Origin of the sequence: Streptomyces sp. 4N509B (genome assembly GCF_052245655.1) — a bacterium.
Classification (GTDB): domain Bacteria; phylum Actinomycetota; class Actinomycetes; order Streptomycetales; family Streptomycetaceae; genus Streptomyces.
Genome location: NZ_JBQQBZ010000010.1, coordinates 15,142 through 29,249 on the forward strand (window position 1 = coordinate 15,142; position 14,108 = coordinate 29,249).

Annotated in this window: 14 protein-coding genes and 1 pseudogene; 13 read left to right on the top strand and 2 right to left on the bottom strand. The window is 73.7% G+C overall.

Annotated elements, in window-relative coordinates; all coding sequences use genetic code 11:
- The first annotated feature begins 6 nt into the window (after positions 1 to 6).
- On the top strand, positions 7 to 795 hold the full coding sequence (locus ACTWP5_RS12425) for an SDR family NAD(P)-dependent oxidoreductase (protein ID WP_443220932.1): 789 nt from the start codon (positions 7 to 9) through the stop codon (positions 793 to 795).
- Positions 796 to 1,066: 271 nt separating this feature from the next.
- Here the strand turns inward: ACTWP5_RS12425 and ACTWP5_RS12430 are convergent, their stop codons facing one another.
- Together ACTWP5_RS12430 and ACTWP5_RS12435 are read right to left on the bottom strand one after the other, a co-directional pair.
- A complete protein-coding gene (locus tag ACTWP5_RS12430) occupies positions 1,067 to 1,834 on the bottom strand; it encodes an SDR family NAD(P)-dependent oxidoreductase (RefSeq protein WP_443220933.1) in 768 nt (255 codons plus the stop codon).
- A 71-nt stretch (positions 1,835 to 1,905) separates the two neighbouring features.
- Positions 1,906 to 2,103: a hypothetical protein gene (locus tag ACTWP5_RS12435; protein ID WP_443220934.1), complete on the bottom strand. Its 198-nt coding sequence runs from the start codon at positions 2,101 to 2,103 to the stop codon at positions 1,906 to 1,908.
- A 159-nt stretch (positions 2,104 to 2,262) separates the two neighbouring features.
- Here ACTWP5_RS12435 and ACTWP5_RS12440 point away from each other — a divergent pair, with 159 nt between their 5' ends.
- The 12 genes and pseudogenes from ACTWP5_RS12440 (at position 2,263) to ACTWP5_RS12495 (ending at position 14,075) form a co-directional block, all read left to right on the top strand.
- Positions 2,263 to 2,661: a nuclear transport factor 2 family protein gene (locus tag ACTWP5_RS12440; protein ID WP_443220935.1), complete on the top strand. Its 399-nt coding sequence runs from the start codon at positions 2,263 to 2,265 to the stop codon at positions 2,659 to 2,661.
- Between the two features lie 4 nt (positions 2,662 to 2,665).
- A complete protein-coding gene (locus tag ACTWP5_RS12445) occupies positions 2,666 to 3,661 on the top strand; it encodes an alpha/beta fold hydrolase (protein WP_443220936.1) in 996 nt (331 codons plus the stop codon).
- Between the two features lie 258 nt (positions 3,662 to 3,919).
- The gene (locus tag ACTWP5_RS12450) at positions 3,920 to 4,960 is read left to right on the top strand and encodes an LLM class flavin-dependent oxidoreductase (RefSeq protein WP_443220937.1); all 1,041 of its coding nucleotides are present in this window, start codon (positions 3,920 to 3,922) and stop codon (positions 4,958 to 4,960) included.
- 232 nt (positions 4,961 to 5,192) lie between these two features.
- The gene (locus ACTWP5_RS12455; protein WP_443220938.1) at positions 5,193 to 5,687 is read left to right on the top strand and encodes a GNAT family N-acetyltransferase; all 495 of its coding nucleotides are present in this window, start codon (positions 5,193 to 5,195) and stop codon (positions 5,685 to 5,687) included.
- Between the two features lie 258 nt (positions 5,688 to 5,945).
- Entirely contained in the window at positions 5,946 to 6,527 is a 582-nt protein-coding gene (locus ACTWP5_RS12460; RefSeq protein ID WP_443220939.1) for a helix-turn-helix domain-containing protein, read from the top strand.
- 525 nt (positions 6,528 to 7,052) lie between these two features.
- Positions 7,053 to 7,528: pseudogene (locus tag ACTWP5_RS12465) on the top strand (DUF1684 domain-containing protein).
- An 82-nt stretch (positions 7,529 to 7,610) separates the two neighbouring features.
- A complete protein-coding gene (locus tag ACTWP5_RS12470; protein ID WP_443220940.1) occupies positions 7,611 to 8,153 on the top strand; it encodes a dihydrofolate reductase family protein in 543 nt (180 codons plus the stop codon).
- Between the two features lie 160 nt (positions 8,154 to 8,313).
- Entirely contained in the window at positions 8,314 to 9,366 is a 1,053-nt protein-coding gene (locus ACTWP5_RS12475; RefSeq protein ID WP_443220941.1) for a Clp protease N-terminal domain-containing protein, read from the top strand.
- Between the two features lie 352 nt (positions 9,367 to 9,718).
- Entirely contained in the window at positions 9,719 to 10,984 is a 1,266-nt protein-coding gene (locus ACTWP5_RS12480) for an FAD-dependent oxidoreductase (RefSeq protein WP_443220942.1), read from the top strand.
- Between the two features lie 93 nt (positions 10,985 to 11,077).
- Entirely contained in the window at positions 11,078 to 12,214 is a 1,137-nt protein-coding gene (locus ACTWP5_RS12485; RefSeq protein WP_443220943.1) for a cupin domain-containing protein, read from the top strand.
- Positions 12,215 to 12,289: 75 nt separating this feature from the next.
- The gene (locus tag ACTWP5_RS12490) at positions 12,290 to 13,174 is read left to right on the top strand and encodes a fumarylacetoacetate hydrolase family protein (protein WP_443220944.1); all 885 of its coding nucleotides are present in this window, start codon (positions 12,290 to 12,292) and stop codon (positions 13,172 to 13,174) included.
- A gap of 82 nt (positions 13,175 to 13,256) precedes the next feature.
- Entirely contained in the window at positions 13,257 to 14,075 is an 819-nt protein-coding gene (locus ACTWP5_RS12495) for an IclR family transcriptional regulator (RefSeq protein ID WP_443220945.1), read from the top strand.
- Positions 14,076 to 14,108: the final 33 nt, after the last annotated feature.

Below are 14,108 nucleotides of genomic sequence, written 5' to 3' on the forward strand. Positions count from 1 at the left end.
TGCACCATGAAGCGCTTTGAGGGCCAGACCGTCATCGTCACGGGCGGCAGCGGGGGCATGGGCAGCAGTCATGTGCGGGGCTACCACGCCGAGGGGGCGAACGTCGTCGTCGCCGGCCGCGACGACGACGCCGGCCGCGACCTCGTCGCCCAGCTCGGTCATCGGGCTCTGTCCGTGCGCCTGGACGTCGCCAGCGAGGATGACTGGGCGGCGGTGGTGCGAGAAGTCGAAGGCCACTTCGGGCCGATCGCCATCCTGGTGAACAACGCGGGAGTCCAGAACCCGGCGGCCCCGATCGAGCACACCGAACTCCGCGCCTGGGAGCACACCTTCGGCGTCAACGTCACCGGCCAGTTCCTCGGCATCAGGGCCGTGGCTCCGTCGATGCGCAGGGGCGGTGGCGGAACCATCGTCAACATCGCCTCGACCATGGCCCACGTCGGCACGGCCTTCTACGCCCCCTACACCGCCAGCAAGTGGGCCGTGCGCGGGCTGACCAAGACGGCCGCGCTGGAGCTGGGGCGGGACAACATCCGGGTCAACTCCATCCACCCCGGAGTCGTCTCCACGCCGCTGATCAACGAACCCACCGTCGCCGGCCAGCCGGCCATCGCCGACTTCTACTCGCCCGATCCCTTCGCCATCCCCCGCCTCGCCGAACCCTCCGACATCACCCGCCTGTTGCTCTTCATCACCTCCCAGGACGCAACGTTCGCCACCGGCTCGGAATTCGTCCTGGACGGGGGCCTGCTGCTCGGCCCCGCGCTCCAACCCGAAGCCGACATCGCAGCCTGAGCCGGGCATTGCCTTAGGGAGCGTGCAGTCGCGGGCGCCCATCTTCCTCAGGGCAAAGCGGTCTCGCCTTGCGATGAGTGAATTCGCGGCTCGGGCATGCAGTGTCCAGCACCGATCCAGCGCCATGGCATGAACGGGCCGGGCGCGGAGAGACGCGAGCTGCGGGACCCGGGGGTCTGCCAGGCGCGGCCTGAGGGGGCCGGTGTGGCGTAGGGCGGCGTCGCCGCCCTCGCCGGCCCGGTCTCCGCGCCGGCGGGCGCGCTCACCGTGGTCAGCTGTGGCCGGCCAGTTGGCCGCCGTCGATCGGCAGGGTCGCTCCCGTGACGAACCCGGACTGGTCCGAGCAGAGCCACACGGCGGCCGCGGCCACCTCCTCCGGGAGGCCGACGCGCCGCATGGGCACGGCCTCCGCGGCCGCCCGCTGGTACTCCCGCGGCGCTTCGGCCAGGGCCTCGGTGAGGATCGGCCCGGGCGCGACGGCGTTGACCCGCACGCCCTGGGCTGCGTACTCCAGGGCGGCGGCCTTGGTCAGTCCCTGTAGTCCGTGCTTGGCCGCGACGTACGGGGTCAGCCCGTGCCCCGTGCCCGCCAGCCCCGAGCCGGAGGAGGTGTTGACGACCGAGCCGCCGCCGGAGGCCAGCATGGCCGGGATCTCGTGGCGCAGACACAGGAACGCTCCACGCAGGTTGAGGCTCGTGACCGCGTCGAAGCGCTCAACGGAGGTGTCGGCCAGCGGCGCCTGCGGCCGGGGGGACTCGCCCAGCCCGCCGGCGTTGTTGAAGGCGCAGTGCAACGCCCCGAACCGTTCGGTCACGGTCCGCACCGCCGCCGCGACGGCGTGTTCGTCCGTCACGTCCGCCGGCACGGCGACGGCCTCGCCCCCGGCGTCCCTCACCTCGCTGGCGAGCCGCTCCAGGGCGTCGGCGTCGCGTGCCGTGAGCGCCACCGCGGCGCCCGCCGAGGCGAACGCGCGGGCCGCCGCCGCCCCGATGCCCCGGCTCGCGCCCGTGATCAAGGCCGTCTTCCCGCTCAACAGCATGTGGCACCCCATCCGGTCGGACCGGTGACCGGGTATCCGCACCCGGCCCGCGGAAACCGGTGGGGCGCACGTCACGCCGGGTGCGGAGCGCCCGTGGCGGCGGTGAGGAGCGGGTCGTGGCGGACGAGGGACCTCCGCCACCTCGTCGCCACCGCGCCGGGCCCGACCGCCCAGTCGTTCGACACGGTCCTCGCGTGGTGGGGCTGGGCGGCCGTCCGCGGCGTGGCGCTGACCTGCCCCGTCAGGTCCTGGCGACGTGCGTGGGACACGTCGTGGGCCCGTCTGCGCCTCTCGCGGGTCGGCGCCCGACTCGACCAACGGTCGCCACCCCCGCGACATGAGGTCGGCTCCGGAGACAGGCCACGGCCCGCCTCGATTACCATGAGTGTCGCACAAGTAACAGCTCGTGCTGTGTGGAGTGGATTGCCATGGAATCACCGGGAAGAGCCCGGGACGAGGTCCTCGAGCTCGTGGGCCGGTGGGCGGACGCGGAGCGGCGCAACGACGCAGACGCCCTCGACGCGCTCCTCACCCCCGACTTCCTCGGCGTCGGACCGGCCGGCTTCGTTCTGGACCACGACCAGTGGCTGGAGCGCTACCGCGGCGGGGACCTGCGCAACAGCGCGTTCGAGTTGACGGAGCCCACCGTCCGCACGTTCGGCGACAGCGCCGTGGTCGTGGGCGTGCAGGAGCAGCAGACCAGCTACCGCGGGCACGAGGCCGGCGGCCGGTTCCGCACGACGCTGGTGGCCGCCCGTCCGAACGGTTCCTGGCAGGTGGCGGGCTGGCACTGCAGCCCCATCGCCGGCCCTCCGCCCGGCGGCTGACGAGGTGCCGGGCACGCGGGCCCCACGCGTCACTCACCGCACCGTCCTGGTCAACGGCCTTCCCCTCCACCTCGCCGAGGCCGGCGAGGGCCCGGTGGTGGTCCTGCTCCACGGCTTCCCCGAGCTGTGGTTCTCCTGGCGTCACCAGCTCCCGGCCCTGGCCGACGCCGGCTACCACGCCGTCGCCCCCGACGTCCGCGGATACGGCCGCAGCGCCGTGCCCCCGCACGTCGCCGCGTACCGCATGCGCACGCTGGTCCGCGACGTGACCGGTCTCCTCGACGCCCTCGGCACGCCGTCGGCGGCGCTGGTCGGCCACGACTGGGGCGCCGAGATCGCCTGGGCCTGCGCCCAGCTCAGCCCGGAACGCTTCCCCGCCCTGACCGCCCTGTCGGTGCCCTACCACCCGAGGCCGCCGCTGCCCTGGACCGCGTACCTGCGGCGTCAGGTGCGCGACCGGTTCAACTGGCTGCTGTACTTCCAACAACCCGGTGTCGCCGACCGGGAGCTGGCGGCGGACACCGCCCGCTCGCTCCGCCTCGTCATGTACGCCCTCTCGGGAGACGCACCGGACGGCCTGGCGCTGCGGCTGCTCACGCAGCTGCCCGCCGACTCGACCCTCCTGGACCCGATCCCCGAGCCCGACGGGCCGCTGAGCTGGCTCACCGGCGCCGAGTTCACCTACTACACCGAGGAGTTCGAGCGGACCGGCTTCACCGGTGGCCTGAACCGCTACCGCTGCGTGGACCACGACTGGCGGGACCTGCCCGAACTCGGCCGGACCCACGTCCTGCAACCGACGCTGATGATCACCGGCGAACGGGAGACGGCGACCCGCTTCGGAGCCCTCGACGCCATGCGGGAACACGTACCCACCATGGAGGACCCCCTCGTACTCCCCGGCTGCGGCCACTGGGTCCAGCAGGAACGACCCACCGCCGTCAACGAGGCTTTGACCGCCTTCCTGTGGGACGCCTACCCCACCCCCCGCCCCCACTGAGCACACGGCGGCGCGGTCCCCGCACGGCCGTCTCTCCGCACGGCCGTCTTCGCGCACGCGCCGCAGACCCGGTCCACCGACATGCCTCGCCGTCCCCGGGCCCGGCCACCCTCCTGCTGTCCCAGTGGACGGTGACCTTGGGACGTTGACCTCGGGTCAGGGCTGCAGCTCGCGGAACGGGTGACGGGGGAGCAGGTCGGCGCCGGGCCTGTCATGCTGAGCGGGGTTCGACGCGTTCCTCGCTGCGTGGAGGTACTGATGCGTGCCGGCGTCGTGGTCACCGCACGTCCCGGGGTGGAGGACCTCGCGCTGCGGGCGGAGGAGTTGGGGCTGCACAGCTTCTGGGTCTACGACTCCCCGATGGTGCACGGTGACCCCTTCGTCGCCCTGGGCCTGTGCGCGAAGGCCACCCGCCGCATCAGGCTGGGCATCGGCGTGACCTCGCCGGCGCTGCGCTCGGCCCCGGCCGCCGCGAGCGGGCTCGCCAGCCTCAACGCCCTCGCGCCGGGCCGGATCATCTGTGGGGTCGGGACGGGGAACACCGCCCGCCGTACCCTGGGGATGCGGCCGACCCCGGCGGCGGCGCTGGAGAACTTCACCTCCGCGCTGCAGGACCTGTGCGCCGGACGCGCGACCGCGCATCGCGAGGGTGACCGGATCCGCGACGTCCGGTTCCTGCACACCGGCGGGCACGCGAACACCACCGACCCGATCGAGTTCGTCGTGGCCGCTCTCGGACCGAGGGCCGCCGCCGTCGCCGGCCGCCGGGGCACCGGCCTGGTCTCCTTCGGCCTGCTGGACCCGAGGGCCTGGCAGGCGTTGCACGACGCTCGCCGCCGTGCCGCCCAGGGCGCCCGTGTCGAGCCCGACTCGTACCTGGTCACCGCGCTGCACGTTCTCGAGGAGGGCGAGGACCCGCACGGCGACGCCGCCCGGGACGCGACGGGCCACCTCGCCCTGTCGCTGCTGGCCTACGCGGCCGACACCCCCGCCTTCGCCGAGCGTCTCGGCCCCGAGGAGCGCGAGGCCGTCGGGCGGCTGCTCGACCGGCGGGGCACGGCGGCCACCGCGCGGGACCGGTACACCAAGCTCTACTCCAACTACCTCTGTCGCATCGCGCCGCGGGACCGGGACCTGGTCCTGCCCTCGCTGATGGACACCCTGGCCCTGGTCGGCTCCCGAGACGACCTCCTCGCCCGTGTCACCACGCTGGAGCAGGCCGGCATCGACGAACTGCTCGTCCAGCCGGTGATCGACCCGGCCGCCGAGATGGCCCAGCTCGCGAGACTCCTCACCTGAGCGGCTGCCCCCGGGGACCGCGCGCGTCTCCCCGGCGGAGTGGCGGCCGCTGCCGCGCCGACGCGGCGTGGTCGTGCGGCGACGCCGAGCCGGTCCGCCGGCTCCAGCCGTCCGCCGTCCGTGAGGTGGCCGGCACGCCGGTCGTCGGTCCCGGCGCGCGGTGAGCCCGGGGCTCGCTGCCCGCTGGAGAAAACCACGTGGCCTCGGCGTTCCGCCTCGGTATGGTCGGGTGGTGCCCGAGCTCAAGCGGCTGGACGCCGGTCACGCCCCTGCGGTCCTGGCCTTCGAACTGGCGAACCGCGCCTACTTCGCCGCCTCGGTCCCCGATCGCGGCGACGCCTTCTTCGACCGGTTCGCCGACCGGTACAGCGCCCTGCTCGCCGAACAGGAGGCCGGCGTCTGCGCCTTCCACGTCCTCCTCGCCGAGGACGGCTCGGTGCTCGGCAGGTTCAACCTCGTCGACATCGACGACCACACCGCGGAACTCGGGTACCGGGTCGCGCAGCACGTCGCCGGACGCGGCGTGGCGACCGCGACCGTCCGGGAGCTGTGCCGGCTGGCGGCGGCCCGGTACGGGCTGCGGACCCTGCGGGCCGCCACCGTCCGCAGGAACGCCGCGTCCCAGAGGGTGCTGACCAAAGCCGGCTTCGTCCCCGTCGGCCCGGCCGACCCGGCCCACCTCAGCGGCGAGCCAGGCACCTGGTACCAGCGCGAGCTCGGACTCTAGCCGCGGAGCGCGACCCCGCCGGTGGCCCGGGCCGGACGGCGAGCCGGTGCGCCTGGTCGAACGGCGCCGGCGCCCGCGACGCACGGCGGGCGACGGCTCGGCGACGCCCCTCCTCGCGGGGGCGTGCGCGCACCCGGCGGTGATCCTCCCGGGGGTGGTCGCGCCGGGCGGGCGAGAGCTGGGGAGAAGAGGTCGAGCGGGGCGGCGGTCCGGGGCGAGAGCGGACGGAACGCCTCGCGGACAGCGCAGACTTGCTCCGTGACCGACAACCTCAACGCCATCCTCCACGCGGTCGGACCACGGCTGCGGGCTCTGCGCAAGCAGCGCGGATCCACGTTGGAGCAGGTCGCGGAGCTGACGGGCATGTCCGTCAGCACGCTGTCCCGGGTCGAGTCGGGCCAACGGCGTCCGACGCTGGAGGTGCTGCTGCCCCTCGCACAGGCGTACCGCATGCCGCTCGACGAACTGGTCGGCGCGCCGGCCACGGGCGATCCGCGCGTTCATCCCCGACCGGTGAACCGTGACGGCGTGGTGTGGGTGCCCCTCTCCCGCGACCCGGGCGGACACCGCGCGTTCAAGCAGGTCCTGCCGGTGCCCGCGAAGGTCCCCGAGCGGCTCGACCAGCAGGTGCACGAGGGCCACGAGTGGCTCTACGTCCTCACCGGCACCCTGCGGCTCGCTCTCGGAGACAGGGACTTCCTCCTGAGGGCCGGCGAGGCCGCCGAGTTCGACACCCGGGTGCCGCACGCCATGGCGAACGCCGGCCGCCAGCCGCTCGAACTGCTCATCATCTTCGGGCCGCAGGGCGAGCGCGTGCATCTGCGCGCCCGCACGACGTGACCCGGCGTCCGCCCCGCGGACGTCGGCCACCCGGCGTGCCCTCGCGACGCCCTCGCGTGGCAGGCGGCTTCGCCCGCTCCACCGCCACGGCGCGCGTTTTGCGGTTCTGGCACGTTCCTTTGCCCGTGGCGCGCGGTGCGGAGCACGGTGGGGCCATCGGAACCGGAGCAACGAGGCAGCGGGTGCCGCACGATGACAGACGGTCGGGACATCACCGCGGAGGACTTCGCACGGGACTGGAAGGCGTGGCGGGCCGGATGGGAGCAGTGGCTCCTCGCTCCGCACGGCTGGCTGTCGGCGCGGTCGCTGCACTGGCTGGACGACACTCCCCGCCGCTACCCGGGGCTGCCGGGCCTGTGGTCCCAGGACCGCGGCGAGGTCGTCATCGACCCGGAGGGGGCGACGATGTCGTTCGGTGGCGAGAGCTTCGACGCCGTGAGGCGGCTCCCGCTGGCCGGCGCTCCCGACGACCAGCGGGTGGCGACGGGTGAGCTGGAGATCGGCATCACCCACCGCGGGGCCTCCATGATCGTGGTCTACGACCCCGAGACCCCGGCGCGACGGAACTTCCGTGGCGTCCCCGTCTTCGAGCCGAACCCCGACTGGGTGCTCACCGGCCGCTACGAACCGTACGAGTCGTCCGGCCTGGTCAGACTCGGCTCCGTCGACGCGGGGCTGGGCGAGCACCCCTACGACTCTCCCGGGCTCGTCCACGTCCGGTACGGCCGTCACACCCACACCCACACCCTGCGGGTGCTGCGCTCTGGCGGGACGCTGACCACCGTGTTCGCCGACGGCACGAGTGACGTCACCACCTACGGCGCCGGCCGCTCGCTGGCGATCCCCGAGGTGGGCGAGGACGGCGGGTGCGCCTGGACTTCAACCGGGCGGTGAACCTGCCGTGCGCGTTCAGCGACAACTTCCCGATGTGTCCCGTCCCACTGCCGGGCAACCGGCTGCCCTTCGCCGTCGAGGCGGGAGAGCGGACGCCACGGCGGTGACGCGCGCGGTCACGGAGCCCGCCACTCCCACCGGCCGAACTATGATGCGACCTCTGGCCTCCGGAGTCCTTGGAGAAGACACATGAGTGATGTCGGCACCGGCTCCGGCAGGGTGGTCGTGAACAGGGCGATGTCGCTGGACGGGTTCATCGCGGGTCCTGACCACGCGATGGACTGGATCTTCGAGTACATGACCGCGGACACGGTCCCGGAGGTCATGGCGGCCACCGGCGCCATGCTCATCGGCCGGGGCACGTACGAGGTCGGCAGGCGGATGGCCGACCAGGACACCGCCTACGACGGGGGAGCGCGGTTCGTCCTCACCCACGAGCCTCCCGACGAGCCGGACCCGACCGTCACGTTCCTCACCTGTGACGTCGAGGAGGCGGTTGCCACCGCCCGCGGCGCCGCGGGCGGCAGGAACCTGGAGATCCTCGGTGCCGACGTCGCCGCCCAGTGCCTGCGGCGCGGGCTCGTCGACGAGATCCTGGTCTACGTCCTCCCCGTGCTGCTCGGCGACGGCGTCCGCTTCTCGCCCCCCGGCCTGGGCAGGATCGACCTGGAGCCCGTCAGCAACACCCAGTCAGGCGCCGTCACGATGCTCCGCTTCCGCGTGCGGGGGTAGGCACCCCCTGGTGACCCGGAGGATCACGGTCGGGCTCCTGTCGCCGGGTCCGGGCCAACGCCCCCCAGGGGGGTAGGAGGAGAGCCCCCCTCAGGGTGACGCGGTCCCCCGCCCTCGTCGGGGAGGCTGCACGCTGGACCAGCACGAAGGGGGAGGGCCCATGGAAGCGATCAGGGAGCCCGACTGGAACACCGTGGGAATCCTGGGGGCCGCCCGCGGCGCCCGAGGGGCGTCCAACGGGGAGGCCATCGGGACCGAGCACCTCCTGGCCGGCATCACCACGGCCAGGGGGGCGGCGCGCGAAGCGCTCGCCGACGAAGGGGCGACGAAGGTCGCGCTGGCGGCGGTGCTACGGGCGAGGAAGGACCGGGACGGAGCCTGGAGCGGCACCGACGACGCCGAGGCGGGCGTCGCCGCGAAGGACGTGCTGGGCGACGACGGCGACCGGGGCGTCCGCTTCACGGGCGCCGCGGCCAGGGCGCTGACGACGGCGATGCGGCAGGCCCAGCACGAGGGCGCGGCGAAGTTCGGCGCGGTCCATCTGCTGCGGGGGCTGCTGGCGGAGGACAACCGCGCGGTGGAGCTGCTGGCCGCGTGCGGCGTCTCCCCGCAGGCCCTCCGCGCCCGCCTCGACGGCGGCGCCGGGGGCCGGGAGGACGGCCTCGACCCCCTGCTGCACGCCACCCGCGACGTTCTCCTCGGCCGGAGCCACTATCGCCGGATGTCCTTCTGGAAGCGGCTGGTGGTCAGGCACGGCGGGATCAACTGGGCGTCGATGCCGGTCGAGTGGGTCAGATGGGAGACCTACGAACAGGCCCGTCGGCTCGGCGACCGGGTGGCGGGCACCGAGCACGTTCTGCTGGCGGTGCTGGCCACCCACGAGGTCGTGCTCCGGTACCCACACCTGGCGGGGGAGAGCGCCCCCAGCCCCGACACCCGGTACGCGGGCGGTGAGCGGCTGGCCCGCATGGGCATCGACTACGCCTCGGCCCACGGAGCCCTGACCGGTGATCGCGTCCCTCTGGCGGCCGACGCCCGGCCCGTCGAGCACTACCTCGACGAGTCCGCGGGCCGGGGGGCGGTGGGCTCGGCCGACGCGGGCAGCGGATCGACGGCCGGTCCGGGCACGGGAGTGCTGGTCGAGATCCTCCTGACGGAGGGGACGCGCGCCCGGCAGCTGATCGACGCACTGCCCACCGCCGCCGCGGACTGACCGGGGTCGACGGGCCGGGGGTGTGGGCTCGGGCCTCGTCCACACGGCTGCCGCCAGGCGGGCCGCGCCGGCGCCTGCCCTGGCGGGACGCCGCCTGGCGCGCCGGTCCCCGGGCGAACAGTGTCCTCGACGTCGCCCACCCACTGTGGCTCACCCCGGCACGCCGGCCACCGGACCGACGGCGGCGGCGCCGCCCGTGGGGAGAGGCGCCCGCTCGCCGTCACGGACCAGGATGTCGTGCCGATCCCGCCCCGCCCTGCTCGACGGGCGGGGAGTCGGCACCCTTTTTCTCTATAGAGGAAGTTTCTCAAGCTCTATTTCTCATGGATGGAACTCGTGAGAGATTGAGCCCATGGCAGCACAACAGCGTGGACTCAACGACGGGCCGGTCCTGGTGGTCGGTGGCGGCCCCGTGGGGATGGTGGCCGCAGCCTGGCTGGCCCGTCTCGACGTGCCGGTCGTCCTGATCGAGGCCGAGGACGAGCCGAAGACCGACTGGCGGGCCTCCACCTTTCACGCGGCGACCCTGGAACTCCTCGACGAGCTGGGCGTCGCCGAGCAGATGCACGCCGAGGGTCTGCGGGTGCCGATCTACCACTTCCGGGACCGCGTGGCGGGGCTGATAGCCGAGTTCGACTTCCGGCTGCTGGCGGACGAGACGCCGTTCCCCTACCGCCTCCAGCTCAACCAGCAGCACCTGGTCCGGATGCTGCACGAGCGGCTGCGCGCCACCCCGGGGGTGGAGCTGCGTTTCGGCAGCCGGGTCACCGGGGTGCGGCAGCGGCCCGGCGGCGGGGTGACGGTCTCGCTCCGGACCGCGACCGGGTCCGAGGAGCTGACCGGCTCCTACGCGATCGGCGCCGACGGAGCCGGCAGCACGGTGCGCGGCGCGCTGGGCGTGGCGTTCACCGGCTTCACCTACCCGGAGCGCTTCCTGATCGCCAGCACCTCCGTCGACCTCGCCCAGGTGCTGCCGGGCATCGCCGAGGTGAACTACGTGGCCGATCCCCGCGAGTGGCTCTTCCTGCTGCGGACCCCGGAGTCCTGGCGCGCCGTCTGGCCGGTGCCCGCCGAGCAGAGCGAGGCGGAGGCGCTGCACGAGGACACCCTGCGCCGGCAGTTCCAGGGAGTGGCCCCCCGGGCGGAGGGCTACCCGATCATCGACCGGCAGCTCTACCGGGTCCACCAGCGCGTCGCCGAGACCTTCCGGGTCGGCGACGTGCTGCTGGTCGGGGACGCCGCGCACATCAACAGCCCGATGGGCGGGGTGGGCCTCAACAGCGGCATCCACGACGCGGTCGACCTTGCCCGACGCATCGGGCGGATCGCGGCGGGCGGCGCCGACGCGGACGCCGAGCTGGACACCTTCGCCGAACGCCGCCACCGGGTCGCCGTGGAATACGTCCAGGCCGACACCCAGCGCAACACCGAGCGGCTGATGGAGACCGACGAGACCCGTCGCCGCGCCGCGCACGACGAGATGCGGGCCATCGCGGCCGACCCGGAGCGCGCCCGCGCCTACATGCGCCGGGTGTCGCTGCTGGAGAGCGTCCGCCGCTTCGGGATCGGTCGTGTGCCCGGGAGCTCGCCGGAGCCCGCCGGGGCCCGCGCACGCTGACCCCCACCCCACCCGGGACCACACCCCCACCCGGTCCTGACCCGCCCTCGTCCGCCGACGCCCGCACCCATCCGCCGACGATCTGGAGGCCCCATGTCCATCGCCGAGCAGACCCCGAAGGCCCCGGAGACCCGGGAGCCCCGGGAGTCCCAGGAGACCGACCCGGAGCTGCGCGCCCTCTACCAGGACATCGAAGCCGCCGAGCTGCGCCCGCTGTGGACCATCACCGAGCAACTGCTCACCCCGACCCCCCGACCCCGCGCGGTGCCCTGGCTCTGGCGCGCCTCGGAGCTGCGCCCGCTGGCCGAACGCGCCATCCGGCTGGTCCCGGTGGAGCGCGGCGGGGAGCGTCGGGTCCTGTCGTTGACCAACCCCGGGCTGGGCGGCCGACCCTACGCGGCCGGCACCCTGTGGGGCGCGCTCCAGTGCCTCGGCCCCCGGGAGACCGCCCCCGCCCACCGGCACACCCCGGGCGCCATCCGGTTCGTCACCGAGGGGGAGGGCGTGTGGACCACGGTGGACGGTGACGCCTGCGACATGCACCCCGGCGACCTGGTGCTCACCCCAGGCGGCGCCTGGCACGACCACGCCAACGGCGGGGACGGCCACATGTACTGGTTCGACGGCCTGGACCTGCCGATGATCGAGGCCCTGGACGCCGTCTTCTTCGAGCAGCACCCCGAGCTGCGGCAGCCGGTGATGGGCGAGCACAACCGCTCCGAGCGGGAGTTCGCGGAGGCCGGCGGCGCGCTGGCCGACACCATGGTGGCCGGCGCGGTGCGCGGCCCGCTCGACGCGGAGCCGTCGAGGCTGCTGGTCTACCGCTGGGAGGAGACCGACCGGCGGCTCACCGAGCTGGCCGCCGGAAGCCGGGAGCCGCTGGTCAGCCTGGAGTTCACCAACCCGCGCTCCGGCGCCAGCGTGCTGCCCACCCTCTCCTGCGGCATGCACCGGGTGCGGCCCGGCGGCGGGTCGACCCCGGTGCGCCGCAGCGGCAACCGGATCTACGTGGTCTTCCGGGGGTCCGGCCACAGCGTGCTCGGCGGGCGCCGCTTCGACTGGAGGGCGGGCGACATGTTCGTCGTCCCGTCCTGGGTGGCCGAGGAGCACCACAGCGAGGAGGGCGCCGACCTGTTCTCGCTCGGCGACGACCCGGTGCTCCGCGCGCTGGGCGTCTTCCGCGAGGAGAGCCTGCCGGCGGCCCAGGAGATCACCGATGTCTTCGGCTGAGCCCGCCGGGAGCACCCGGACCGACCCAGCCGCCCGGCCGACCCCGGCCGCCGAACCGAAGGAAAGCAGGACGACATGAAGCTGGCGCTCTTCGACGACCATCGCCTGGGCGTGGTGGACGGAACGGGGGAGCGGGCGCGGGTGGTCGACGTCACCGAGGCGTTGGGCTGGCCGCACGACCCGGACCCGCTGACCTCCGGCTGGTGGCGCCGGCTGTGCCGGGACTTCCCCGAGGCGCGGTCGCGCCTGGCCGCGGCCGCCGCGGCCGGCGAGGGGCGGCCGCTCGCCGAGGTGCGCCTGCGGGCGCCCGCCGTCAACCCCAGCAAGATCGTGGCCTGCGCGTGCAACTACGCCGACCACGTGGCCGAGATGCACGGGGTCCAGGAGCGCACCCTGGGCGGCGTCGAGTCCTGGATGATGAACTTCGACGTCTTCCTGAAGTCGCCGTCCTCGCTCTCCGGCCCCGCCGACGACATCGTGCTCCCGGAGGAGATCGTCGCCGCCGGTCAGGAGATCCACCACGAGTCGGAGCTGGTGATCGTGGTGGGTCGAGGCGGCCGCGACATCCCGCGGGAGCAGGCGTTGGACCACGTCCTGGGCTACACGCTCGGGCTGGACATCACGGTGCGCTCGGCGGCCGACCGCTCCCGCCGCAAGAGCTACGACACCTTCAGCCCGCTCGGCCCGGTGCTGGTCACCGCCGACGAGATCGGCGACCCCGGCGCCCTGGAGATCTGGCTGGACGTCAACGGCGGCAAGCGGCAACACGTCACCACCCGGGACCTGTTGACGCCCGTGCCGGCGATCGTCTCCTACGCCTCCCACATGATGACGCTGCTCCCCGGTGACCTGATCTTCACCGGCGCGCCGCCCGGAGTGGGGGCCATCGAGCCGGGCGACACCGTGCACGCCTCGATCACCGGAGTGGGCGCGATGACCCTCGCCGTCCGGCAGGGCTGACCGCGCCGGGGTCCCGGGCGGTCGAACGCTCCCTTACCGCCTGGGACCCCTTAACAGAAAAGAACTGGGCTAGAATTCTTTTATGTCGAACGATGTTCCTGGAGCGCGCCCGGCCACCGCCCCGTCGAACGGTGCCGGTTCGGGCATCAGCTCGGTGGACAACGCCCTGCGGCTTCTCGAACTCATCGGGGAGCGGCAGGCGTTGCGCGTCTCGGAGGCCGCCGTCGAGCTGGGGGTCGCCCCCTCCACCGCGCACCGGCTGCTCAACGCGCTGCGCCGGCGCGGTTTCGTGCTCCAGGAGAAGCCCAACACCGCCTATCGGCCGGGGCCCGTGCTCAACGAGATCGGGCTGGCCGCCATCGGCCGGGTCGACATCCGGCAGGTCGCCAGGCCGGTGCTGGAGGAGGTCAGGGACCGCACCGAGGAGACGGTCAGCCTCTCGTTGCTGGAGGGGCGCAACGTCCGGTTCATCGACTGTGTGGAGAGCCCTCGCGCGGTCCGGGTCGGCAACCGCACCGGGGTGGTGCTGCCGGCGCACTGCACCGCCGCCGGCAAGGCGATCCTGGCCGCCATGCCCGAGTCCGAGCTCACCCGGCGGTTCGCGGACGGCGAGCTGGCCACCCGCACCGAGTTCTCGGTCGCCGCGTGGGACACGCTGGCCGCCGAGTTGGCCGAGGTCCGGCGGCTGGGCTACGCGGTCAACATCGAGGAGGGCGAGCTGGGCATCTCGGCCGTGGCCGCCGTCCTCAGGGACCGGGCCGGCACCCCGCTGGCCTCGGTGGCGGCCGTGGTCCCGGCGCACCGCCTCGCCACCAGGGAGCAGGCGGGACAGCTGGCCGAGCGGCTGCTGGTCGCCAGGGACCAGCTCCAGGAGACCCTGCGCGGGCAGCTCACCACCTGATCCCGCTGATCCCGCTGATCACGCAACCCGGTC

Coding starts and splice junctions, on each gene's coding strand:
- ACTWP5_RS12485 (WP_443220943.1), top strand. CDS start 11,078: ATGTCCATCGCCGAGCAGACCCCGAAGGCCCCGGAGACCCGGGAGCCC.
- ACTWP5_RS12430 (WP_443220933.1), bottom strand. CDS start 1,834: ATGCTGTTGAGCGGGAAGACGGCCTTGATCACGGGCGCGAGCCGGGGC.
- ACTWP5_RS12425 (WP_443220932.1), top strand. CDS start 7: ATGAAGCGCTTTGAGGGCCAGACCGTCATCGTCACGGGCGGCAGCGGG.
- ACTWP5_RS12490 (WP_443220944.1), top strand. CDS start 12,290: ATGAAGCTGGCGCTCTTCGACGACCATCGCCTGGGCGTGGTGGACGGA.
- ACTWP5_RS12470 (WP_443220940.1), top strand. CDS start 7,611: ATGAGTGATGTCGGCACCGGCTCCGGCAGGGTGGTCGTGAACAGGGCG.
- ACTWP5_RS12480 (WP_443220942.1), top strand. CDS start 9,719: ATGGCAGCACAACAGCGTGGACTCAACGACGGGCCGGTCCTGGTGGTC.
- ACTWP5_RS12450 (WP_443220937.1), top strand. CDS start 3,920: ATGCGTGCCGGCGTCGTGGTCACCGCACGTCCCGGGGTGGAGGACCTC.
- ACTWP5_RS12495 (WP_443220945.1), top strand. CDS start 13,257: ATGTCGAACGATGTTCCTGGAGCGCGCCCGGCCACCGCCCCGTCGAAC.
- ACTWP5_RS12475 (WP_443220941.1), top strand. CDS start 8,314: ATGGAAGCGATCAGGGAGCCCGACTGGAACACCGTGGGAATCCTGGGG.
- ACTWP5_RS12440 (WP_443220935.1), top strand. CDS start 2,263: ATGGAATCACCGGGAAGAGCCCGGGACGAGGTCCTCGAGCTCGTGGGC.